Annotated in this window: 18 protein-coding genes; 12 read left to right on the forward strand and 6 right to left on the reverse strand. The window is 35.5% G+C overall.

Annotation, left to right across the window (positions count from 1 at the left end; all coding sequences use genetic code 11):
• Positions 1-121 precede the first annotated feature (121 nt).
• A complete protein-coding gene (locus HCO57_RS10640; RefSeq protein ID WP_167989013.1) occupies positions 122-1,804 on the forward strand; it encodes a glutamine--tRNA ligase/YqeY domain fusion protein in 1,683 nt (560 codons plus the stop codon).
• Between the two features lie 217 nt (positions 1,805-2,021).
• Here the strand turns inward: HCO57_RS10640 and HCO57_RS10645 are convergent, their stop codons facing one another.
• A complete protein-coding gene (locus HCO57_RS10645) occupies positions 2,022-2,951 on the reverse strand; it encodes an SPFH domain-containing protein (protein WP_167989014.1) in 930 nt (309 codons plus the stop codon).
• Between the two features lie 81 nt (positions 2,952-3,032).
• Positions 3,033-4,538 (reverse strand): glutamate--tRNA ligase, encoded by a 1,506-nt coding sequence (gene gltX, locus HCO57_RS10650; RefSeq protein WP_167989015.1) that lies wholly within the window; start codon positions 4,536-4,538, stop codon positions 3,033-3,035.
• Positions 4,539-4,670: 132 nt separating this feature from the next.
• Between gltX and HCO57_RS10655 the strand changes: the two genes are divergently transcribed.
• The 5 genes from HCO57_RS10655 to HCO57_RS10675 all read left to right on the forward strand — a co-directional run bounded on the left by HCO57_RS10655 (position 4,671) and on the right by HCO57_RS10675 (position 12,039).
• Positions 4,671-8,111 (forward strand): hypothetical protein, encoded by a 3,441-nt coding sequence (locus HCO57_RS10655; protein WP_167989016.1) that lies wholly within the window; start codon positions 4,671-4,673, stop codon positions 8,109-8,111.
• Entirely contained in the window at positions 8,104-8,523 is a 420-nt protein-coding gene (gene ybeY, locus HCO57_RS10660) for an rRNA maturation RNase YbeY (RefSeq protein ID WP_167989017.1), read from the forward strand. The genes HCO57_RS10655 and ybeY overlap by 8 nt, the downstream gene beginning before the upstream one ends.
• A gap of 5 nt (positions 8,524-8,528) precedes the next feature.
• Positions 8,529-10,397 carry a tRNA uridine-5-carboxymethylaminomethyl(34) synthesis enzyme MnmG gene (mnmG, locus tag HCO57_RS10665; protein WP_167989018.1) on the forward strand — a complete coding sequence of 623 codons (1,869 nt, stop codon included), beginning with the start codon at positions 8,529-8,531 and terminating at the stop codon, positions 10,395-10,397.
• Positions 10,398-10,475: 78 nt separating this feature from the next.
• Complete coding sequence (locus tag HCO57_RS10670) at positions 10,476-11,324, forward strand: class I SAM-dependent methyltransferase (protein WP_317171150.1); 849 nt, start codon at positions 10,476-10,478, stop codon at positions 11,322-11,324.
• 208 nt (positions 11,325-11,532) lie between these two features.
• On the forward strand, positions 11,533-12,039 hold the full coding sequence (locus HCO57_RS10675) for an OmpH family outer membrane protein (RefSeq protein ID WP_136950295.1): 507 nt from the start codon (positions 11,533-11,535) through the stop codon (positions 12,037-12,039).
• Between the two features lie 153 nt (positions 12,040-12,192).
• Here the strand turns inward: HCO57_RS10675 and HCO57_RS10680 are convergent, their stop codons facing one another.
• Together HCO57_RS10680 and HCO57_RS10685 are read right to left on the reverse strand one after the other, a co-directional pair.
• Positions 12,193-12,591, reverse strand: coding sequence for a DoxX family protein (locus tag HCO57_RS10680; protein ID WP_167989019.1), 399 nt, complete (start codon positions 12,589-12,591; stop codon positions 12,193-12,195).
• An 11-nt stretch (positions 12,592-12,602) separates the two neighbouring features.
• The gene (locus HCO57_RS10685; RefSeq protein WP_167989020.1) at positions 12,603-13,754 is read right to left on the reverse strand and encodes an ATP-binding protein; all 1,152 of its coding nucleotides are present in this window, start codon (positions 13,752-13,754) and stop codon (positions 12,603-12,605) included.
• A gap of 132 nt (positions 13,755-13,886) precedes the next feature.
• On the opposite strand from HCO57_RS10685, the gene HCO57_RS10690 reads away from it, so the two are divergent.
• The 3 genes from HCO57_RS10690 (at position 13,887) to HCO57_RS10700 (ending at position 17,790) form a co-directional block, all read left to right on the forward strand.
• Positions 13,887-15,077 (forward strand): phosphoglycerate kinase, encoded by a 1,191-nt coding sequence (locus HCO57_RS10690; RefSeq protein ID WP_167989021.1) that lies wholly within the window; start codon positions 13,887-13,889, stop codon positions 15,075-15,077.
• Positions 15,078-15,192: 115 nt separating this feature from the next.
• Positions 15,193-16,779, forward strand: a complete 1,587-nt coding sequence (locus HCO57_RS10695) for a LysM peptidoglycan-binding domain-containing protein (protein WP_410492687.1) — start codon at positions 15,193-15,195, stop codon at positions 16,777-16,779.
• Between the two features lie 12 nt (positions 16,780-16,791).
• Positions 16,792-17,790: a DUF4837 family protein gene (locus tag HCO57_RS10700; protein WP_167989022.1), complete on the forward strand. Its 999-nt coding sequence runs from the start codon at positions 16,792-16,794 to the stop codon at positions 17,788-17,790.
• A gap of 69 nt (positions 17,791-17,859) precedes the next feature.
• On the opposite strand, the gene HCO57_RS16780 is transcribed toward HCO57_RS10700, so the two are convergent.
• Both HCO57_RS16780 and tatA read right to left on the reverse strand, forming a co-directional pair.
• Complete coding sequence (locus tag HCO57_RS16780; protein ID WP_167989023.1) at positions 17,860-19,938, reverse strand: OmpA family protein; 2,079 nt, start codon at positions 19,936-19,938, stop codon at positions 17,860-17,862.
• A gap of 213 nt (positions 19,939-20,151) precedes the next feature.
• On the reverse strand, positions 20,152-20,343 hold the full coding sequence (gene tatA / locus HCO57_RS10710; RefSeq protein WP_136950601.1) for a twin-arginine translocase TatA/TatE family subunit: 192 nt from the start codon (positions 20,341-20,343) through the stop codon (positions 20,152-20,154).
• Positions 20,344-20,525: 182 nt separating this feature from the next.
• Here tatA and HCO57_RS10715 point away from each other — a divergent pair, with 182 nt between their 5' ends.
• The 3 genes from HCO57_RS10715 to HCO57_RS10725 are packed head-to-tail and all read left to right on the forward strand — an operon-like array spanning position 20,526 to position 24,609.
• Positions 20,526-21,395 carry a M23 family metallopeptidase gene (locus HCO57_RS10715; protein WP_136950289.1) on the forward strand — a complete coding sequence of 290 codons (870 nt, stop codon included), beginning with the start codon at positions 20,526-20,528 and terminating at the stop codon, positions 21,393-21,395.
• Position 21,396: 1 nt separating this feature from the next.
• Positions 21,397-22,893: a GH3 auxin-responsive promoter family protein gene (locus HCO57_RS10720; RefSeq protein WP_167989024.1), complete on the forward strand. Its 1,497-nt coding sequence runs from the start codon at positions 21,397-21,399 to the stop codon at positions 22,891-22,893.
• A gap of 36 nt (positions 22,894-22,929) precedes the next feature.
• Positions 22,930-24,609 carry a DUF6909 family protein gene (locus HCO57_RS10725; protein WP_167989025.1) on the forward strand — a complete coding sequence of 560 codons (1,680 nt, stop codon included), beginning with the start codon at positions 22,930-22,932 and terminating at the stop codon, positions 24,607-24,609.
• The last annotated feature ends 8 nt before the right edge of the window (positions 24,610-24,617 follow it).

The raw sequence follows: 24,617 nt of genomic DNA on the forward strand, positions 1-24,617 counted from the left end.
AAAGTTATTGTTGTGGTCCACCTGTTTTCTGTTGTGAAATGATTCTTTTTGTTTGTTGGCCTGTTGATAAATTGCTAATAACTGTTGTTTTTAGCTACCTTTGCGCTACAATTGTTTTTATATGGAAGAGACTAAAAAGTCGTTGAATTTTATTGAGCATATTATTGAGGAAGACTTAAGTGGTTCCTACTCTCAAGAGGACCTTAGGTTTCGTTTTCCACCGGAGCCAAATGGATACTTGCATATAGGGCATGCGAGCTCTATTTGTCTAAATTTTGGACTTGGTTTACGTTATAACGCTCCTGTTAATCTTCGGTTTGATGATACCAATCCGGCTAAAGAAGAAAAGGAATATGTAGAAGCTATAAAGAGAGATGTTCAATGGCTTGGTTTTGAATGGGATAAGGAGTGTTATGCATCGGATTACTTTCAACAATTGTACCATTGGGCTGTAGATCTTATTAACCAAGGAAAGGCTTATGTTGATAGTCAATCATCGGAAGTTATGGCCCAGCAAAAGGGAACTCCTACCGTACCAGGAACCCCTAGTCCTTTTAGAGACCGTTCTATACCTGAAAATTTAGAGCTTTTTCAGCAAATGAAGGAAGGCAAATTTGAAGAAGGTGTACATGTTTTACGTGCCAAGATAGATATGGCTTCTCCTAATATGTTAATGCGGGATCCTATAATGTATAGGGTTATACATAAAGCACATCATAGAACTAATACTGATTGGTGTATTTATCCTATGTATGATTGGACGCATGGCGAAAGCGATTATTTAGAGCAGGTAAGTCATAGTTTATGTACGTTAGAGTTTCTACCACACAGAGAGCTTTATGATTGGTTTTTGGACCAATTGGTATCTGAAGATAAATTAAGACCTAAGCAGCGCGAGTTTGCCCGCAGAAACCTTAGTCATACCGTGGTTAGTAAAAGAAAATTGCTAAAACTGGTAGAAGAAGGTGTGGTTTCGGGTTGGGATGACCCAAGAATGCCTACAATTTCTGGTTTGCGTAGAAGAGGTTATACTCCAGAAGCTATTAGAAATTTTGCAGATACTATAGGTATAGCAAAAAGAGAAAATGTAGTAGATGTTTCTTTATTAGAATTTCATGCTAGAGAAGATTTAAATAAAATTGCTCCTAGAGTAATGGCAGTTTTAGATCCATTAAAAGTTGTGATTACAAATTATCCAGAAGGAGAAGTAGAGTGGTTAGACGCAGAGAATAACCCTGAAGATTCGGATGCTGGGAGTAGAGAAGTTCCTTTTTCAAGAGAATTGTATATAGAAAAGGAGGATTTTAGAGAAGAGGCCAATCGTAAGTTTTTTCGCTTAAAGTTAGGTGGAGAAGTGCGATTAAAAAATGGATACATTATTAAAGCAGAGAGTTGTACAAAAGATTCCGAAGGGAAAATTATAGAGGTGCAATGTACTTATGACCCAAAAAGTAAAAGCGGAAGCGGTACGGAAGAAAGTTTACGAAAAGTAAAAGGTACCTTACATTGGGTTTCTGTTAGCCATGCATTACCTACAGAGGTTAGGCTGTATGATCGCCTTTTTAGTCATGAAACTCCAGATGGTGATAAGGATGTAGATTTCATGGAATTTGTAAATAAAGATTCCTTAAACGTAATTACAGGGTATTTAGAGCCAAGTTTAAAGAATGTTAAAATCGGAGACCGTTTTCAATTTCAAAGAATAGGCTATTTTAATGTGGATACCGATAGTACTCCGGAAAAGTTGGTTTTTAACAAAACAGTAGGCCTACGAGATACTTGGGCCAAATTAAAGGAAAAATAGAAGAATAGTCAGTATCAATCAACGATATTATATTAATTGATTTTATCTATACTAATCGGTTTATTTTAAAAGGTTTTAAGCCCTTTTTATACGTTGGGAATATACTAATTAGGATAGGTGATTATAAGTTAAGCATAGGCGCTTAAATTAGTTTTTAACTAAAAAATCCCAATCAATTATACTGATTGGGATTTTTTATTAGATGGTTTAAATGTATTTACTCCTTTTTTTCTTTTTTCGATGCTTCTTTCATTTTTTCTCCAATCATATTACTAGCGGTAAAAGAGGCAACCATATTGTTTAACATATCGCTTCCTGCTTGTGGTGAATTTGGCAGTAATATTAAATTAGTATTCGTTTCTTCCCCAATAGATTGTAAAGTGTCATAATGCTGCGTAACCACAATAAGGGCAGATGCTTCTTGTGAGTTAATCCCTACTTTGTTAAGGACTTCAACGGATTCTTCTAAACCTCTTGCAATTTCTCTTCGCTGGTCTGCAATACCTTGTCCTTGTAATCTTTTGCTTTCTGCTTCTGCTTTGGCTTTTTCAACGATTAATATTCGTGCAGCATCACCTTCAAATTGTGCTGCTATTTTTTCACGTTCAGAAGCGTTAATTCGGTTCATGGCAGCTTTTACTTGTGCGTCTGGGTCAATATCAGTCACAAGGGTTTTTATGATGTCGTATCCATATTCAGACATATATTCTTGTAATTCTCTTTTAACAGCAATAGCTATATCATCTTTTTTTACAAAGACATCATCTAATTTCATTTTTGGTACTTCTGCACGTACCACATCAAAAACAAAAGAGGTAATTTGATCATGCGGATATTCTAGTTTATAGAATGCATCATATACTTTTTCCTTAATTACAACGTATTGCACAGATACCTTTAGTTTTACAAATACATCGTCTAATGTTTTCGTTTCTACAATTACGTCTAATTGTGAAATTTTTAAACTAAGTCTTCCCGCTATACGGTCTACCAAAGGTATTTTCATTTGTAGACCAGAATTTCGAATGCTTGTAAATTTACCAAAACGTTCTATTACAACTGCTGTTTGTTGCTTAACGACGAAAAAGGAGGAAATCAGTATAATGATTCCAAAGAAAATGATAGGAATTGAAAGGAATTGGCCCATAGTTGTGATATTTGATTATTGATAATTTGTTGTCAATTTACAAAAGACAACTATGGGTTTGTAGTATATTTTTGTTATTTGTTACAAATTATTCAAGGCGTTGTCGATTCTCTTATTGGTTTCGGTTTTGCCTATGAAAGAAATGATATCAAACAAATGTGGACCTTTCATGTCCCCAACTATCACTAATCTTAGGGGTGGCATTACTTTGCCAAATGAAAGTTCTTGTGCTTTAATCCAATGTTTAACCGCTGATTCTATGTTTTCAGAGGTGAATTCTTCAACGTTGTTGATTACTTCTTTTACTTGAGAAATTAGGGTAGGTGTTTGTTCTTTCCATTGTTTTTTAACAGCTTTTTCTTCATAATGGGTAGGTGTAGTGAAGAAATAATTGCTTAATTCCCATAAATCTGATACAAAACTAGCTCGTTCTTTTACTAGAGAAACTACCTGAGTGGCTTTTTCTGTTGTACTTAATTCGGCAGGAATCTGTTTTGTTTCTAGGGTAGTTGTAAATAATCCAGCAAGTTCTTTAATGCTCTTTTGTTGTAAATGTTGCTGATTATACCATTTGTTTTTTTCAGGATCAAATCTGGCACCTGATTTATTCACTCGGTCTAAACTAAATTTTTCTATAAGTTGTTCAAGAGAAAAAACCTCTTCTTCGGTACCCGGATTCCATCCTAACATGGCAAGAAAGTTAACAACGGCTTCTGGAAAATAGCCGGCTTCCTTGTATCCTAAAGATTCATTCCAGCTTAAAGGAAATATGGGAAAGCCACCTTTTTCACCATCTCTTTTACTAAGTTTGCCTTTCCCTGTTGGCTTTAGTATTAAGGGTAGATGTGCAAAAATTGGCGGAGTCCAATCAAAAGCTTCGTACAATAAGTGGTGTAAAGCTAAAGAAGGTAACCACTCTTCACCACGGATAACATGGGTAATTTCCATTAAATGGTCATCTACTATGTTAGCCAAATGATAGGTTGGCATACCATCACTTTTAAAAAGTACTTTATCATCTAAAATATTGGTATCAATAGAAATTGTTCCACGGATAACATCATTTAGTTCCAAAATTTTTTCTTTTGGAGCTTTAAAACGTATTACGTACGGTTCCCCAGCTTTAATTTTAGTATTAACTTGGTCTTCCGTTAGGGTAAGGGAGTTGGTAAGTTTTTCCCGGTTATGCCAATTATAGATAAAAGTTTTACCTTTTGCTTCATGTTCTTTTCTATGATTATCTAATACTTCTGGAGTATCAAAGGCGTAATATGCTTTTCCTTTTTTTATCAATTCATCAGCATATTGTTTGTACAGTGGTTTACGTTCACTTTGTTTGTAGGGCCCATAACCTTTGTCTTTTTCCGGTCCTTCATCATAAGTAATACCACACCATTGTAAGGCGTCTTTTATATATTGTTCCGCACCAGGGACAAATCTATTTTGGTCGGTATCTTCTATTCTAAGAATAAAGTCTCCATCGTGTTTTTTAGCAAAGAGATAGTTGTATAAAGCTGTTCTTAATCCTCCAATGTGTAAAGGCCCTGTAGGACTAGGGGCAAAACGAACTCTTACTTTAGATGCCATATTTTTTTTGGCAAAGATACAATTACAGGATTAAGCTAAAAATTGATTTGTAACTCTGATAATTTTGGAATTAACATAATATTTTATGTACTATTTTAGTTGGTAAACTAACTTGTGTAAAAAGAATAGTTTATGTCTGGTTTTGATACCATTCTTGTTAATTTAGAATTATTTATTAAAAAGTACTATGCCGGTAGGTTGCTTAGAGGAGTGTTACTATTATTGAGTTTCGGTGGGCTTTTCTTTTTAGTTATTGGTTCTGTTGAGTTTTTGTTTTGGTTTAATTCAGCTATTAGAATGTTTCTTTTGGCTTTATTGACCATAGGGCTCTTAGGTTTATTGTATTATTTCATTATAGTTCCAATACTATATCTTTTTAAGTTCAAGAGTGGGTTAACTTATAAGGATGCTGCAACTGTTATTGGTCGTCATTTTCCTGAAATTGATGATAAGCTCAAGAATTTATTAGAATTAGCAGAGGATAGTAAATCTAACGATTTAGTTTTGGCAGCTATAGAACAAAAAAGCGATAGTCTTGGCATTTTCACATTCTCTAGCGCTATAGATTTAAAGGCAAATTTTAAATACACTAAGTATTTGATTATGCCTATGTTCATTCTTTTGGTCTACTTGGTTTCTGGTAATTTAACGGATTTTTTTAGTAGTTATTCAAGAGTTTCAAATTATGACATTGCTTATGAAAAACCTGCTCCTTTTACATTTCAGTTGAGTAGTACTGACTTATCTGCACTACAATTTTCGAATAAAAAAATTAAGGTTACTACCGTGGGTAATATTAGGCCAAATAAGGTTTTCATTTCAGTTGATGGTGTGGAAAGGCAGTTAATCTATCGTGATGGATTTTATGAATATGAGTTTGTAAATCTAATGGATGATGTTGCTTTTAATTTTAAAAGTGATGAGATTAGTTCTAGAACTTATGTCTTAAAGGTGGTTAAGGTTCCTGCCATTTCTGATTTTAAATTAGAATTGGATTACCCTAAATATGTGAATTTTAAAAAGTCTAAGATTAATGCCACGGGTTCTGTAACTGTTCCTGAAGGTACACGTGTTGGATGGAATATTAAAGGGTATAATTTAGATAATGTCAACATTCTATTAGGGGATAGCACGTTTACTTTCAAAAGAAAAAATAGTGAATTTCTATTTGAAGAAAAACTTTATGATGATGTGGATTATGAAATTATTACTAGTAATAAAGATTTGGCAGAATTTGAGCGTTTGTCTTATAAAATAGCCGTGATAAAGGATGAGTATCCAAAGTTAAAGATGGAGGTTCTCAAAGATACGTTAGCACAGAATTCTGTTTTTTATATGGGGAACGCAACGGATGACTATGGTTTAACTAAGGTGTTGGTACAGTATAAAGAGATAGGAAGTAATAATGGTTTCAAATCTTTAGAGTTAGAAAAACCTAATAGAAATGTGCATCAATTTTTTTATCAATTTCCAACAGGTTTAGATATAGTGCAGGGAAAGGAATACGAGTATTTCTTCCAATTATTTGATAATGATAAGGTTAATGGTTCTAAATCAATAAAAAGTGACATTTATTCAACTAAGTTATTGACTAACAGTGAAATAGATAAAATATCTTTAGAAAATCAAAGTAAACTTATCAATCAGTTAGAAGATAGACTTTTAGATGTAAAAGATTTAGAAATTAGTAGAAAGGATTTAGATAATACGTTAAAGACCAATCAAGATTTAGATTATTCTGAGCAACAACAGTTGAGGCAATTTGTACAGAATCAAAAGAAACAAGAAGAATTATTGGAAAAATTTTCAAAAGGATTAAAGGAAAATTTGCAAAAGAGTAAAGAGAATGAGGAATTTTCCAAGCTTTTACAAGAACGTTTGGAGCGGCAAGAATTAGAAGCCCGCAAAAATAAACGATTAATGGAGGAATTGAATAAGCTAGCGGATAAAATTAATAAAGAAGAATTACAGTTTAAACTTGACGAATTAAGTAAATCCCAATCTACCAATAAGCGAAATTTAAAGCAGTTGGTAGAATTAACTAAAAAATATTATGTCACAGAAAAAGTAGCTGAACTTTCTAGAGCACTAGAAAAGTTATCTGAACGTCAACTTAAATTGTCTAATCTATCAATAGAGGATAGGTTTGCTATAGAATCTCAAGAAAAAATTAATAGTACATATAAAAGAATTAGGAAGGAATTGGAAGAGGTACAGAAAGACAATCTAGAATTGAAAAAACCAATTGCTATAGACGTTGAGAAAGATGAATTAGATAAAATTGAGAAAACACAATCAGAGGCCTTAGAAGAGGTTCAGAAGCATCAAGGTTCTGAGAATACCGAGAGTGAAAGTGGTAAGTCAGAAGAGTCAAATGCAAAACAGAAACAGCGTGCAAGTGGCGAACAATTAAAAAAGCTTTCAGAACAATTAAATTCTGGTAGTATGTCTGGTGGTGGTTCTTCTGTTGCGGAAGATGCTGAGATGTTACGCCAGATTTTGGACAACTTAATTATTTTTTCTTTCAAACAAGAAAATTTAATGGAGCGTATGCAAGGACAAAATTTAGAGTTATCTCAGTTCTCCTCGAGTATTAAGGAACAAAAGGAATTAAAAAATTTATTTGGGCATATAGATGATAGTTTGTTTGCATTGTCTTTGCGTCAGGTAGAATTAGCAGAATTTATGAATGAGCAAATAGAAGAGGTTTATTATAATTCAGATAAAGCCTTGGCTTCGATTGCAGATAATAAGTTATATCAGGGTTTATCGTATCAACAATATGTACTAACGGCATCCAATAATTTAGCTGATTATTTGGCTAATGTTATGGATAATATGCAAAAAAGTATGCAGTCAGGTAATGGTCAGGGACAAGGTAATGATGCTCAATTACCGGATATAATTAGAGGACAACAAAGTGTAGATAAAAAAATGAGTCAATCGGGTAGTGGTAAAGAAGGTGTTAAGAAAGGTGATTCTGATGGTGAAGGTAGCAAAGGTGAAAAAGGAGAAAAAGGAGGTGAGTCTGGAAAAGGTAAGGGAAAACAGAGAGGTGATTCTGATGGTAACGGTGAAGCAGGAAAAGGAGGAAAGAATGGAAAAGAGAACGCAACTGAATCGGGTACTAAGACTGGATATGGGATGACGGAAAGTGAACTACAGGAGGTTTATGAAATTTACAAACAGCAGCAATTAATACGTTCTAGATTAGAGGACCAACTTGCAGATTTGGTTCGTAAAGAGGATAGGGATTTAGCAAGAAAGTTGGTTCAGCAAATGAAGAATTTTGAGGATGAGTTGTTAGAAAATGGTATAACCCAAAAAACTAGAAATAGAGCGTCTAATATTCAACAACAGTTGTTGAAATTGAAAAATGCGGAGTTAGAACAAGGTCGAAAAAAAGAACGTGAAAGTAAGTCTGGAGTACAAAGTTTTAAAAATGATTTAGCTACCCCAAATGAGGATGTTAAAAAGCGCTTTAATCAGATAGAGATTTTAAATAAGCAAGCATTACCTTTGCGGCAAAATTACCATAGCAAGGTAAAAGAATATTTTAAAAAAGATGATTGAGTTTTTTTCTGAATGTGATTTTCATCTGGAAGATACAACTAATTATAACGATTGGTTAATTAGACTTATTGCAACTAAGGATTGGATTTTAGGAGATATTACTTATATTTTTTGTCATGATAGCTATTTGCTTAAGGTTAATCAGGAGTATTTAAATCACGATTATTTTACAGATATCATAACATTTGACTATACTGTGGATACAACTTTGGGTGCAGATATTTTTATTAGTATTGACAGGGTTAAGGAAAACGCTGTGGAGTATGGCGTTTCTTTTGATAGAGAGTTGAGGCGTGTTATGGCACATGGTGTTTTGCACCTTATGGGCTACAAGGATAAAACAGATTCCCAGGTTAGGGAAATGAGAGTAGAGGAGAATAATGCAATTGAGTTGTTCCACGTGGAACATTAGTAATTATGTTTGAAAAAGAATACGATGTAATAGTGGTTGGTGGTGGCCATGCTGGCGCGGAAGCTGCCGCGGCTGCGGCTAATATGGGTTCTAAGACTTTGCTAGTCACAATGAATCTTCAAAATATTGGTCAGATGTCTTGCAATCCTGCAATGGGTGGTATTGCAAAGGGTCAAATCGTTAGAGAGATAGATGCGCTTGGCGGGTATAGCGGTATTGTTTCTGACCGTTCTGCTATTCAATTTAAAATGCTAAATAAGTCTAAGGGTCCTGCCATGTGGAGTCCTAGAACCCAGAATGACCGTATGCGTTTTGCTGAGGATTGGAGGTTGCTTTTAGAGCAAACGCCTAACGTGGATTTCTATCAAGAAATGGTGTCAGGTTTAGTTGTGGAGTCAGGCAAAGTGACTGGAGTAAAAACTTCTTTGGGGCTAAAGATTTCAGCTAAATCTGTGGTGTTAACCAATGGTACTTTTCTTAATGGTTTAATACATATAGGAGAAAAGCAGTTTGGTGGAGGTCGTGCAGGGGAAAGTGCTGCGTTTGGTATAACTGAGCAATTGGTAGATTTAGGTTTTACTAGTGGCAGGATGAAGACCGGAACACCGCCTAGAGTGGATGGTCGTTCATTAAATTATGAAGTGATGATACCACAACCGGGAGATGCTCAACCAGAAAAATTTTCTTTTCTGGATACAAACAGGTTGACCAAGCAAAGAGATTGCCATATGACCTACACGAGCCCTTTGGTTCACGATTTACTAAGGGAAGGTTTTGATAGGTCACCAATGTTTAATGGTAGAATTAAAAGTCTTGGTCCACGGTATTGTCCTTCAATTGAAGATAAGATTAATCGTTTTGCGGACAAGGATAGGCATCAACTTTTTGTAGAACCAGAAGGTTGGAATACAGTGGAAGTTTATGTCAATGGGTTTTCTACTTCATTGCCAGAAGATGTCCAGTTTAAAGCTTTGCGTTCTGTGGTTGGATTTGAAAATGTAAAATTCTTTAGACCTGGCTATGCAATAGAATACGATTATTTTCCTCCAACTCAGTTAAAACATACACTAGAAACTAAGTTGGTGGATAATTTATTTTTTGCGGGACAAATAAATGGGACAACTGGATATGAAGAAGCGGCTTCTCAAGGTTTAATGGCAGGGATTAATGCGCATCTTAAAATCAAAGAAAAAGAGCCATTTATATTAAATAGGGATGAGGCGTATATTGGTGTTTTAATAGATGATTTAATTACTAAGGGGACAGAAGAGCCGTACCGTATGTTTACCTCTAGAGCGGAATATAGAACATTATTAAGACAGGACAATGCAGATTTAAGGTTAACACCACGGGGTTATGCTATTGGTTTAGCATCAGAAAAACGTCTTAAGAAAATGGAAGATAAAAAGGAAAAGTCTAAAGCCTTTGTGTCTTTTTTCAAAAAGACCAGTTTTGAAGTGGAGGAAATCAATCCTATTTTGGAGGAAGTTGGCTCAGCTGTTGTTAAACAGTCAGACAAAATGTTCAAAGTCTTCTCTAGGCCTAAAATGACAATGAATCATATGCTTCGCTTAAAAGAAGTACAGGATTATGTGGCGCAGAATAATTTAGATGCTGATATTTTGGAGCAAGCAGAAATTCAGGTTAAATATTCGGGTTACATTGCGAAAGAAAAGAATAATGCTGATAAGCTACAGCGTTTAGAAGGTATCAAGATTCCAGCAGGATTTGATTATAGTAAGATCAACTCTATTTCTTTTGAGGCTAGAGAAAAGCTAAAAGAAATTCAACCCGTGACTATATCGCAAGCTTCTAGAATAAGCGGTGTATCACCATCAGATATTAGCGTGTTATTAGTTCATTTAGGTAGATAAATACCGAACGTTCCACGTGGAACGTTCGGTGCATTTTATTATTGCATATGCTATCTTAATTTTTTTAGACGGTTAACTTTGAAAATCAAAGTAGAGATGAGGACGTATTTAAAGGTCAAAGATTATTCGGTAAGTAAAGAGGAGTTCCAGTTACGTTGTGATGATAAGGAAGAAGTTTTGCAAACCTTTCCGGTACCACATAATTTGGAAAGGTATTATGAAAGTGATGATTATATTTCTCATACGGACGCGAAGTCTTCGATTTTTGAAATCATATACCAAACCGTTAAAAAAATTAATTTAACATCTAAACTTAGATTAATTTCATCATTTGCAGAAGAAGGTAAGTCTTTGTTAGATGTTGGTGCAGGTACGGGAGATTTTGTTTTTACAGCTAAGCAAAAAGGATGGAACGTTTCTGGTATAGAACCCAACCCAAAGGCAAGAGCGTTAGCAAAAGAAAAAGGAATTGATTTAGTTACTGCCTTAGATAGATTACCCGAAGCTTCTTTTGATGTAATTACCCTATGGCACGTTTTAGAACATCTTCCAGAATTAGAAAAGGATATTGACAACTTACGAAAGCTTTTAAAGCCAAATGGAACTTTGGTAATAGCGGTTCCAAATTTCAAATCTTGGGATGCTAAACATTATAAACAATTTTGGGCAGCTTATGACGTACCTAGACACCTTTGGCATTTTTCTAAGCAAGGGATAAAAAGTTTATTTTCTCCGTTTCAATTAAAGATTGAAAAAATTAAACCCATGTGGTTTGATGCGTTCTACGTATCTATCTTATCGGAAAAATATAAGACGGGTAGAAAGAATTTTTTTAAAGGAATTTGGTACGGTTTTAGGTCTAACCTTTCTTATTTGAGTACTAAGGAGTGTTCTTCTCATATTTATATCCTTAAAAAGACCAAATAACTCGTTCTAAAGGGTTTTTGCGCTTGCTCCGGGTCAATGTGTTGTAAGATTAAATTTATCGCCTTAAATCGCCTTAAAACAGTTCTATTTTGATAGTTTTGATTGATGATGGTGTATTGCTGCTATAATTAATATCTATTTTCTATTTTTTTACAAAAACCTAAAGCTTAAATCGTTTTTATATTTTAGCGCTTCTTAAAATAAAACAATGAAAAAATTTGGTGTATTAATAGGTTTAGTATTGTTGGCGGCTTGTCAGCAAAGTAAAATTGGTTATGTAGATAACGTAAAACTAATGGACGGCTATCAAGAGAAAATTGATGTAGAGGATAGTTACAAGGCCAAAGCAGAAAAATTAGGCAAACAAAGAGATAGTATTTCTCAGGCTTTTCAGATAGAAGTTCAGGCGTTTCAAACAAAAGCACAATCTATGTCTCAGAAAAAAGCGCAAGAAGAGTATGCGTTAATACAGCAAAGAGGACAAATGATGGGGCAAAGTTTACAACAACAAGAACAATCACTACAGGCAGAGGGTCAAGAAAAGATGGATAGTGTTGTAAAAAAGGTTAAAGCAGAAATAGAAGCATACGGTAAAGCCAATGGGTATACTTACATCTTAGGTGGCGGCGAAGGCGGTAGTGTTCTGTACGGCAGTGAAGCTAATGACTTAACAGAAGAAGTTCTTAAACTTTTAAACGATAACTACAAAAAGTAGTCTTACCGTAAACTAATAAAGAAAAGGCCTTGGGAAACCAAGGCCTTTTCTTTGTAATTAAGTTTTCTATTAGTGCTATCGTGAATTCATAAAACGTTTTGCATTCACATTTTAAATAGCGACACTAAATATATCCAGAGTTCTACAAGGTGTTTAAGCAGTTAAAAACAATAAAAAAGATACTGCAATTAGGTGTATTACTAGCGTTTTTGCACCATCATAGTCTTTTGCAATACGCTGTCCTAGTAATAGCATTAAAAGTGCTAAACCTGCTATAGCCGCTCCGTAAAAAGCAAAATCTTTATGGTTAAAAACTAAGAGGTGAACAAACCCAATTATGGATACTAATCCTGCTGCAATTTCTACTACAGTGACGGTTCCTAAAAGGAATGGAACAATGTTTTTAAAAATAGTTTTAGAAAAATGGTCTTGTAGCCAAGAAAGATTGCCTTTCCAATCAATTATTTTGTCAATTCCACTTTGTAAAAATACAATAACCACCATAGCACTTAGGGATAGGGCGGCAGCGTTTTCTGTAAAATGTAAATGCATGGGCTTTAGTTTTAGTTAGCTTTACTATGTAGTAAACGGGTAAGTTTAATAGAAAGGTCTGTAAAAATAAGTTTAGAATTACCGTTACGTTCCACGTGTAGCATGGCGTCTTCTAACTCTTTAGTCATGTTTTCTACGTTATTCTCATGTACAAAAGGAGCAAATTTTTCAAGCGCAAATCCGTCTACATTAATATGGGTATAAACCAGTTCTTTAGCACTATAATTAAGTAAAAGTGCTTGTCTAATTATCGATAGGCAATACAATAAAAATTTCTTTTGTACTTCTCTGCCAGTTTTAGACACTTCATCACTCCACAATAAAAGTTCGTGTATAGCGGTTTTATTTCCTTTGGCTTTAAAAGCAGTGCGCACCCATTGTACAAACCATCTTTCAAAAACTAAATCCTCAGAGTCTTTATGTAATAAATCTAGTGCTTTGTTATAATTTCCGTTGGCTTCGTGGGCGTAACGGTTAGCTTCGTCCTGGGTAGCACCTTCTGCCAAAAGTCGTTCTGCGATTATTGGTTCTGGCAGGGGACCAAATTGCAACAATTGGCATCTAGAACGTATGGTATTAATAAGTTGTTCTTCGTCTTCAGCAATTAAAAGTAAAACGGTTTTATGTGGAGGTTCCTCTATTAGTTTTAAGAGTTTGTTAGCAGCAGAAGTATTCATCTTATCTGCCATCCACATAATTAAAACTTTGTAGCCACCTTCGTAAGATTTTAAAGTGAGTTTTTTTACAATATCCTGTGCCTCGTCTACACCAATTTGACCTTGTTTTTTCTCAATACCAATGGTTCGGTACCAATCAAACAAATTACCGTAAGGTTGTTCTTTTACAAATTGCCGCCATTCTGCTAAATAGTGATCACTTACAGCATGGCTTTTTACCTTATCAGAGTTAGAGACAGGAAAAGCAAAATGTAAATCTGGATGGGTAAGATTACCGCACTTAATATTACATTCTGCGTTACCCCCTTCATTTTCATCGCCTTTATTCCCACAAAGTAGGTATTGAGCATAGGCTATAGCCATTGCCAAAGTGCCGCTACCTTCTGGTCCAACAAATAATTGTGCGTGTGGTACACGCCCCATTTGTATGGTGGTAGTTAAATGTTTTTTAAGGTGATGTTGTCCTAATACTTGCTCAAATAACATACTGCCAAAGATAAGGATTTGGGTATAGGTGCCATCTAAAACTAAATTACTGTAAAAGTTTACAAATTTCGGTAGATGAGTCTTTACATGCCAAGCCTAATTAATTACTTTTGAGACTTAAACTAAATACAGATGAAAACAATAGACAACTATAATTTTCACGATAAGAAAGCATTAGTCCGTGTAGATTTCAATGTACCCTTAGATGGTGATTTTAACGTAACAGATACTAGCCGTATTGAAGCTGCTAGGCCTACCATTCTTAAAATATTAGAAGATGGTGGTAGTGCAGTTTTAATGAGTCATTTGGGTAGACCAAAAGGAAAAAGAAATCCAGACATGTCTTTGGGGCATATTGCAGACAAAGTTTCTGAAATTATAGGGGTACAGGTAAAGTTTGTAGAAGATAGTATTGGCGATAAAGTGGAGCAAGCTTACGCTAATTTAGATAGTGGAGAGATTTTATTGCTAGAAAACCTTAGATTTTATGAAGAAGAGGAGCAAGGCGAGGAAGGTTTTGCAGAAAAACTAGCACAATTTGGTGATGTGTATGTAAATGATGCTTTTGGAACTGCCCACAGAGCTCATGCATCTACCACTATTGTAGCACGGTATTTCCCAGAGAACAAATGTTTTGGTTACCTATTAGCCAAAGAAATTAAGGCGATAGATAAGGTAATGCAAACGGGAGAGAAACCTGTAACCGCCATTCTAGGCGGAGCTAAAGTGTCTTCTAAAATAACAATCATTGAGAATATTTTAGATAAAGTAGACCACTTGGTAATTGGGGGCGGTATGACCTATACTTTTGTTAAAGCAAAAGGGGGTAAGGTAGGAGATTCTATATGTGAAGATGATAAGATGGATTTAGCCCTAGATATTCTAAAGCAAGCCGAAGCAAAAGGTGTGCAAGTACATTTACCAGTAGACGTCTTAGCAGCAGACGACTTTGATAACAACGCTAAAACACAAACCGTAGCAGTTAATGAAATACCAGACGGTTGGCAAGGTTTAGATGCTGGACCAAAAACATTAGATATTTTTAAAGAGGTTATTTTAAAATCTAAAACTATTCTTTGGAATGGGCCTGTAGGTGTTTTTGAAATGGAATCTTTTGCAAAAGGAACCATTGCTGTGGGTACGTTTGTAGATGAAGCCACACAAAATGGAGCCTTTTCTTTAGTTGGTGGTGGTGATTCTGTTGCTGCAGTAAAACAATTTGGTTTTCAGGATAAAGTAAGCTATGTATCTACGGGTGGTGGTGCCATGTTAGAAAGCCTAGAAGGAAAAACCTTACCTGGAATTGCTGCAATAATGGCATAATCAGTAAGTTATAGAATAGGGGTGTTGTCTTAAAATTTGCCTTTTTGTGATTTTTCATTTTAATAATTAAACAAAAAAGCGCATTTTAGCACGCCCCATTCCAAACTGAGGTGTCATGATGATGAGAAGACTTGCAATTTCCTTGGCAATTTGTTGCCCAATTTTATGTACAAATACGCTTACTGCACAAGATAATACAGATACTACTGCGCCTGCAAATAGCACAGTAACTACACCAGTAAAGGACACTCCCCTGGCAGTAGAAGTGGTCCCAGAAGTAAAAGAAAAAACTCAATTAGAAGATTTAGCTAAGGCCTATGCTTATGATAGTCTTTGGATGGTAGAGTTGCAAAAAAGTCATGCCTACTTTGATGAAATGTATGCAGAAGTAACTACCATGAATTATGACTCTATTTTTTCTGTAGAATTACCCACAGATACCTTAAAAGCTAGGTTGGCAAAACTGAATGCAAAAACACCATTTAACGTAGAATACAACCCAACCTTAGAACAGGTAATTCATTCTTTTTTAAAGCGAAAGCGAGGTTTAATTCATAGAATGATAACGGCAAGTCAGTTTTACTTTCCGTTGTTTGAGCAAGAATTGGACAATCATAATATACCTTTAGAGATGAAATATCTGGCTATTGTTGAGTCTGCATTGAACCCTAAGGCACGTTCTAGAGTAGGAGCTACTGGTCTATGGCAATTTATGTTTAGTACCGGTAAAATGTATGGTTTAGATGTAAGCTCTTATGTAGACGAAAGGAGTGACCCTATTTTTTCAACCCAAGCAGCGGGTAAGTATTTGGGTAAGTTATACGATATTTTTGGCGATTGGGATTTGGCTCTCGCAGCCTACAACTCTGGTCCCGGCAATGTAAATAAGGCTATAAGACGTTCTGGCGGGTATACAAATTACTGGAATCTAAGACCACATTTGCCTAGAGAAACAGCAGGCTATGTACCTGCTTTTTTGGCTACAATGTATTTGTTTGAGTATGCAAATGAACATGGCATTGTAGGGAATAAAGCAGAACGTCCTTATTTTGTTACAGATACGGTACACGTTAAAAATGCTATTTCTTTTGACCACATTTCTAAAGTGGTAGATATTTCTGTGGACGAATTACGTACCTTGAATCCGTCTTATAAGTTAGATATAATACCTAAAGTAGAAGGTAAAACCTATACCCTAAGATTACCTAGAAAACACATTGGCATATTTGTTTCTAACGAAGCAGCTATTTACGCCTTGGCTAAAGATGAGTTAGCAAAAAAGGAAAAAGCATTACCGCAGTTGGTAACAGCGGAAGACCGTGTACGTTATAAGGTTAGAAGTGGAGATTATCTGGGTAAAATTGCGGAACGCTATGGCGTAGGTGTAAGCCAGATAAAAAGATGGAATGGTTTGCGCAGCAATAACCTAAAGGTTGGGCAACGCTTAACAATTTATCCCAGAAAGCCTATAGCAAGTACCAGTACCAAATCCGTAGTTACTAAAGAAAATGTGCCTTCTAAACCAGTTAAAATGCCATCGGATCCCTCTAAAGTACATGTAGTGCAATCCGGGGACAGTCTTTGGACCATTTCTAAACAATATCCTGGCATAACTATTGATGATTTACGAAAATGGAACGGACTCAGCAACAACAACCTAAAACCTGGAACAAAATTAAGGTTGTGTAATTGTTCTTCGTAAATTTATACTGATATGAAAAAACTCGGAACACTATTAATGCTAGGAATTATATTTCTAGCTGCCTTTTCCTGCAATGAAAAGAGCGAAAAAAAAGCATCTTTTTTACCACCCTCTACAGGTAGCGTTAACTCCCTAATGGTTGTTATAGACACAGAATTGTGGCAGGGCGAAATAGGGGATAAGATTAGAGAACTTTTCGCAGCTCCAGCCCCAACTTACATGCCAGAGCAACCAATACTGACCCTTACACAGTTACCGCCTCAAGTTTTTAAAGGTACCGCCTTGCATGCACGTTCTGTTTTATTTGTAGCCGCAGATTCTACTGCCAAAGCACATATAAAGACTGATATTTATGCAACACCACAGAAATTAGCGGTGGTAAAAGGTGCTAAAAAATCAGAATTATTAAAAGGATTAGAAGATATAGCACAAGAAGCTATAACTGCTTTTAGAAATACCGATATTTCAGAAACACAGAAGCGTTTTAAACGCTCTTTGAGCAAAGAAAAGGCTTTGGAGAATACATTTGGTGTGTCCCTGACTTTACCTTCGGTATATCGCTTAGGAAAAGAAGAAGCTAATTTTGTATGGTTTGATAGACAAATACCTAAAGGAAACATGAATATTATTGCATACGCGTTACCTGCAGATATATTTAGCGTAGATTCTACCTTTGTTAGAGATATTGTTAGGGTTAGAGACAGTATAGTTAAAGAAAATATTCCTGGTGAGTATGAAGGAACTTATATGATGACGGAGAAAGCCTTCGCTCCATTTGTTTACCCCGCAGAAATAGGGGGTAAAAAGGCAGCGGAAGTACGCGGTATTTGGGAAATTCATGGATATCCAATGGCAGGTCCATTTTTGTCTTATATCATTAATGATAAGGAAAACAATAGAAAGCTTGTTTTAGAAGGGTTTACTTTTGCACCAAATACGCAAAAAAGAGACTACATGTTTGAGCTAGAGGCGGTATTGAAAACCTTACGTTTTGATGTAGAAGACAAGTAATAAACCAATTGTTATAAATTAAAAAAGCCTCCAAATTATGGAGGCTTTTTTTATGCAGGGTTTTTAGTTTTACATTTCTACTATGATAAATTCTGAACGTCTGTTTTCTAAGTGTGTTGTACGTGAGCAAGGCACTCCATCAGCACAATCATTTAGTAAACGGTCTTCACCATATCCTATAGCACTAGCTATACGCTCTGGTGCAACACCATTGGCAACTAGGTAATCTCTTGTAGATTTTGCACGCTTATCAGATAAATATTGGTTATATGCTCGGCTACCTCTACTATCCGTGTGCGATTCTATCTTGATAACCATGCTTGGATATTGTTCCATAGCGCGTAATAGTTTGTCTAATTCTACAGATGCTTCTTGGTTAATGTTATACTTATCAAATCCAAAGTTGATGTTTTCCACTTTAAGCTTTTTAACCCCATCTTCCAAAACCACTTGGGCCGCTTTTCTACTCAATGCTACACGTAAAGTGGTGCGTTCATTGTCGTTGGTGGCCACTTTTTGCAAGTCTTCTTTAAACTCTATTAGATTACTGGTAATGGTATAGGTGCTTTTACGTTGTACGTTATCAAACACAAATTTACCTTCATCATCCGTAGTAATTTCATCTAATTTATTATTGTCTTTATCTAACAATGCAATTACTGCATTGCGCAAGGGGTTTCCTGTTATACGTTCCGTAACCATACCTTCTATTACAGTCTCAATAGTTACAGGAGGTTTAACATCCATGTTGGTAAAAGCATAAATGTCATCATCTCCCTTGCCACCAGCTCTATTAGAAGCAAAATAGCCTGTTTTATCTTCTTCGTTTATTACAAAGGAGAAGTCGTCTTTATTACTATTAACGGGTTCTCCCACATTCAATAAAGCTCCAAAGCTATCTTCTGTAATTGCTGAACGGTAAATGTCTAAACCTCCATAACCGTCTGCACGATTAGAAGAAAAGTACAACATGTTATCCGTAACAAAAGGGAACATTTCTTTTCTTCTAGAGTTTACAGTTTCTCCAAGATTTATCGGAGCAGAGAAAGCTCCATTTTCATCTACGGTTACATAGTAAACGTCTGTTTGTCCAAATCCGCCAGGCATATCAGATACAAAATACAATCGTTTACCATCTGGACTCATTGCTGGGTGACCAGTAGAATAATCTTCACTATTAAAGGGAAGCTCTACTGCCTCTGTCCAGCCTTCTTCTGTTTTAGTAGAAGTATATATTTTAAGGTGATTTACACCGTATTGGTCGCGCTTTAATTTTTTACCGTAATTGTTTCTAGTAAAGTAGATAGTGTTTTTATCTGGTGAAAAGGTTACAGCTGCTTCATGGTATTTACTGTTGATTTCTTTTGGAAATTTTTCAACATTAGAAACCTTGCTTTTTTCATCATTAACATCACCAACGTATAAATCTAAATACGGCTGACTATTCCATTTATACCGTCTGGTTTTTAAAAATGCCGAATCTACAGCAGAAGCATAAACCAATTGGTTGTCATCTAAAAGCATCGGTGAAAAATCTGAATACTTAGAGTTGATATTTAAGTTTTTTATATTCACTTCATAAGGTTGACTTGTTGCAACACTGTGCTCTTCTAATAGTTTCTCCTTAGCAGAAGCTAAACCTTCTACAGGGCTCACTAGTGTATTTCTTTTATTAAACAAACGCATAATACGTTTTGCTTTATTGTACCTGCCAATTCCTTTTAAACTATGCGCATATTTAAACAAATCGTCATTAGCAATCTCTTCTTTGTTGTCCTTGTAAGCAAGCTCATAGTATTTGCTAGCCATTTCCATATTAGAATTAAAGTAATGAGAATCACCTGCTCTAACATAAACATCCATAGGATATTTAGCAGATTTTTTAGACATGGCTATGTCATAAACTTTAGCAGCCTCTGAGTACCAAAGCTTGTCATAATAATCATCTGCTTTTTTAATTAGCTTATCATTCACTCCTTTGTAAGTAGAGCGGGCTACTTTCTTGGTTTTGGTTATAGAATCGTTTTCTTTTTCAGTTTCAAGAATGGCTTCTTCTACTACAGCATCTTCAAACTCTAATAAGCTTACAGACTGACCGTAAAATTGAAGTGAAATAAAACAGATAATTAAAATGGCTAGCTTTTTCATTGTTGTATTGGTTACAAAATTTCCCAAAGTTTAGAATATTAGTTAGTTACCTTAATTGGTTTAAAGTAACCACTAGCCACGAAAATAGATTGTTAATAACTGTTTAATTAATTTTTGTTGTGAAAGGAGAAATAAGCGAAGTAAAACTGTAAAGAAGCTGAAGTTTTACTTAAAGAGGTTGTAGCAATATGGGTATATAAAAAAGAGACCTTATTATTCGGTCTCTTTTTTTTCTTCTAATTTTTCGTCTTCTCTAGAAGCGTCTTTAAATTCTTTAATACCGCTACCTAGGCCACGCATTAACTCCGGAATTTTTTTGCCTCCAAAAAGCAAAAGAATGGCCAGAACAATTAAAACTATTTGCCATGGACCCAACATTCCTAGAATAATATCAGTAAAAACCATAATCCTTCTATCTTAAATGAATATCAAAAATACAAAAAACAGTAACGCCATGTTGTTAAAAGCAATAATTATAGCTATAATGCCTTTTTTGCTTAATAACAGTTGCTTATAGTGCTATTAAAACATTCATAAATACTGAGGAAAAATAGGTAAATTAAAATCTAAAACTATCTTTGTCTATTATGGCTAAGAAAGCTAAAAAAAGAAAAGAGATAAAAAGGAAACTACTGCATAAGTATCGTTTGGTAATTCTAAACGAGAATACTTTTGAAGAAAAAATTTCTTTTAAACTCAACCGACTAAATGTTTTTGTTACAGGTACATTTTTTATTATTATACTGATTGGTTTAACAACACTTTTAATAGCATTTACGCCATTAAGGGAATATATTCCGGGTTACTCTTCTACACGATTAAAAAGACAGGCCACAGAGTTAACCTATAAAACCGATTCTTTAGTTAACGTTCTTAATTATACCAATCGTTATTTGGATAACGTGCGTATGGTTCTTCGTGGAGAAATAGAGAATAATGAGTTTAATAGAGATTCTCTTTTTCAACAATATAAGTTGGACCCTTCTACCATAAATTTAGAGCCCATACAAGAAGATTTAGATTTACGCAAGGAGGTAGAGCTAGAAGATAAATACAACCTGTTTGAACCCAGCATGAGTAATTTAACAGGGATGTTGTTTAAGCCTTTAGAAGGTCCTATTACTGGAAATTACGATGCAGATAAAAAACATTATGCTGTAGACATTGTTGCGCCACAAGATACCCCAGTTAAAGCGGTAGCCGATGGCACTGTAATATTCGCAGAATGGACGTCCGAAACGGGTTATGTGCTAATCTTAGAGCACAAAGACAATCTCATCTCCGTTTATAAACATAATGGGGCGTTGTCCAAAGGGCAAGGAGATGTTGTACGCGCTGGAGAAGTAATAGCAGCAGTAGGTAACACAGGAGAATTATCTACTGGTCCGCATTTACATTTTGAACTATGGCTTAATGGTAAGCCAACCAATCCATCAGATTTCATAGACTTTAAATAATATGTCCTTAAAAGCTTTCGCTGCCAAGATTTTTGCCAATAGAATTGCCAAAAAGAACAGTAAATGGATTAACAATCCTATTGGAGCTCAAGAAAAGGTTTTTAAAAACCTACTAAAATCTGCCGAAAATACTGTATTTGGTAAAGACCATAGTTTTAGCACTATTAATAACCATTCAGATTTTGTGGCGCGGGTTCCTATACGGGATTACGAGGAATTAAAACCCTATGTGGAACAAGTGGTGAATGGAAAGGAAGATGTGCTTTGGCCAGGTAAGCCTTTGTATTTTGCAAAGACGTCTGGCACAACTTCTGGGGCAAAATATATACCCATTACCAAACCTTCTATTAAAAATCAAGTAAACGCTTCTCGCGATGCCATCCTTAATTACATTCAAGAAACAGGTAATGCCGATTTTGTGGACGGGCGAATGATTTTTCTGCAGGGTAGTCCAGAAATGGAAGAGAAAAACGGCATAAAGTTGGGCAGGTTATCCGGTATTTCTGCACACTACGTACCTAACTATTTACAAAAAAACAGATTGCCTAGCTGGGAAACCAATTGTATTGAAGATTGGGAAACCAAAGTAAATGCCATAGTGACCGAAACCGAAAATGAAAACATGACGGTAATAGCGGGCATACCATCTTGGGTGCAGATGTATTTTGAAAAATTACAAGAAAAACACAAAAAGAAGGTTGGAGATTTATTTAAAAACTTTCAGTTGTTTATTTACGGTGGAGTGAATTATGAACCATATCGTGCCAAATTTGAAAGTTTAATAGGTCGTAAGGTAGACGCTATAGAATTGTTTCCGGCTAGTGAAGGTTTTTTTGCCTATCAGAATTCCCAGACCGAAAAAGGAATGCTCTTACTTACGGATGCCGGTATTTTTTACGAGTTTGTAAAGGCAGACGAATTTTTTGATGCTGATGCAAAACGTATCACCCTAAAGGACGTAGAATTGCACGTAAATTATGCCATGATAATTTCTACAAATGCTGGATTATGGGGATACAACATAGGAGATACCGTTCAGTTTATTTCTAAGGACCCCTATAAAATTATTGTATCGGGCAGAATTAAGCATTTTATTTCTGCCTTTGGAGAACATGTTATTGCAAAAGAAGTAGAACAAGCAATGAAAGATGCCACTGTGGCCACGGATGCCCAGGTGAATGAATTTACCGTTGCCCCCCAAACCACACCAGAAAGTGGATTGCCTTATCATGAATGGTTTGTAGAATTTCAGAAAGAACCATCAGATATGGAATTGTTTATACAAACCTTAGACACATCGCTCCAAAAACAAAACAGCTACTATTTTGATCTAATAGAAGGCAAGGTTTTAAAACGTTTGCAACTAACTAAAGTGCAAAAAGATGGATTCAAATCTTATATGCAATCCATAGGAAAATTGGGTGGTCAAAATAAAATACAACGTCTATCTAATGACAGAAAATTAGCAGAAGCCTTAACTGCATTTAAAATAAAGTAAGAAGATTTCCCGTATTTTTACACCGAAATACTGAATATGACGGCAATTAAGGAAACTACACGTGCGCAAGAATCTACCAACGCCATAGAGCGTTTGTACGTTACCATGCGGCATTTGTTAAATAGAGGCTTTTACAAACCTTCTGGTGTTTCTGGCAATGCATTGCGTAACGCATTGTTGGTACTACGACCAGAAATTTACGGTTCGGTTGCAGAAGATAGAGGTGAGTTAAATGGACTTATTTATGTTTTAGAACGCTTACCAATGGGCATAGAACAATGTAGGTATATCAATTTAACGTCAGATGAAGGCATCTCAAAATCGCACTTACAGCCTATAATTCCACCAAAAAGAAGAAGAAACTGCTATCGTATAGACGATGAGCAGATGAATATTGAAATTACGCGTGGTCGCTCAGACATCTATGATATTTTAACGCACTTAACCTTTTTGTTTATTGAGGCAGATAAAATATGTGAGCGTGTATGGATAGAGGAGGATAATACTACCATTCGGGATTGGCAAAAGCTAGAAGAATTTGTTAAGCAAACCGAACGTACGGAAGAAGAGCGCGAAGTTGCCTACATACATGTAGCCAATATTCTAAGTAGAACGTATGCAGAGGTGGTAGCGATACAAAAGAAGTTTGCTACCGACGCTATGCCAGACCGTTTTCTAGAGTTTATTTACTGGTTGGGCAAGTTGGCAATAGAAGAAGTGGCCACAGGCAACAAAAGAACAATCACTTTTAGTCCGCTCTTAAGAGAACGATTGGGTCACCATATTCATGGAGAACGATGGGCTACCACTATAAAAGAAACGCTAGAAAAATATAATTTACTGGGCAGGCCTTTACATATTATAAGCGCTAACATGCACAGTGTAATGAATTCGCTGTTTGCGAGAAAAGTGCTTGGAGTAGAGTTTGAAGGTAAAGATGATTTAGAGATTTACCAGGCTTTGAGTTTATCTGAAAATAAAGAGCTACGGAATAAAGTAGAAAAGGTGGCTATTGCCAATGGTATGATACCTATAGAGGATACTTCTGGAGCTAACATTTCTGTACAGTTATTTGACACGGCAAAATTTAATGATGCTGCTTGTTGCTACAAGGTAGACAACAGTATTCCTGAAGATGAAAAGCCGGTTATTTTTGTGATGGATTATGCGTTTGGCGAGCAGGCTTACGAAACAATTGACGAGTTGTTGAAACCTTTGGAAAAAGGAGATGACAAAATTTTTCTGAACGTAGATTCCGTTTCCATTATGGGTAAAGCAGGAATTCTAGAGGGCGGTAAGGGCGATTTGATGATACCTTCTGCACACATTTTTGAAGGTACTGCAGATAACTATCCTTTTGAGAACGAACTGTGCGCCAAGGATTTTGAAGGCCATGGACTTAAAGTATTAGAAGGAACCATGGTTACCGTTTTGGGAACATCATTGCAGAACAAAGACATTTTAAAGTTTTTCTATGAGTCTACTTGGAATGTTATTGGCTTAGAAATGGAAGGCGTTCATTATCAAAAAGCCATACAATCAGCTTCAAGGGTAAGAAAAAGTGTGAGCAAAAATGTTAAGGTAAGATATGCATATTACGCATCAGATAATCCTTTGGAAACAGGTAGTACGTTGGCATCTGGTGGTCTAGGAACAACGGGAGTAAAACCTACATATCTGATTACCTATAAAATATTAGAGCAAATTTTTATATAATTTATACT

The sequence above is a fragment of the Croceivirga sp. JEA036 genome, assembly GCF_011882165.1.
Lineage (GTDB): Bacteria > Bacteroidota > Bacteroidia > Flavobacteriales > Flavobacteriaceae > Croceivirga.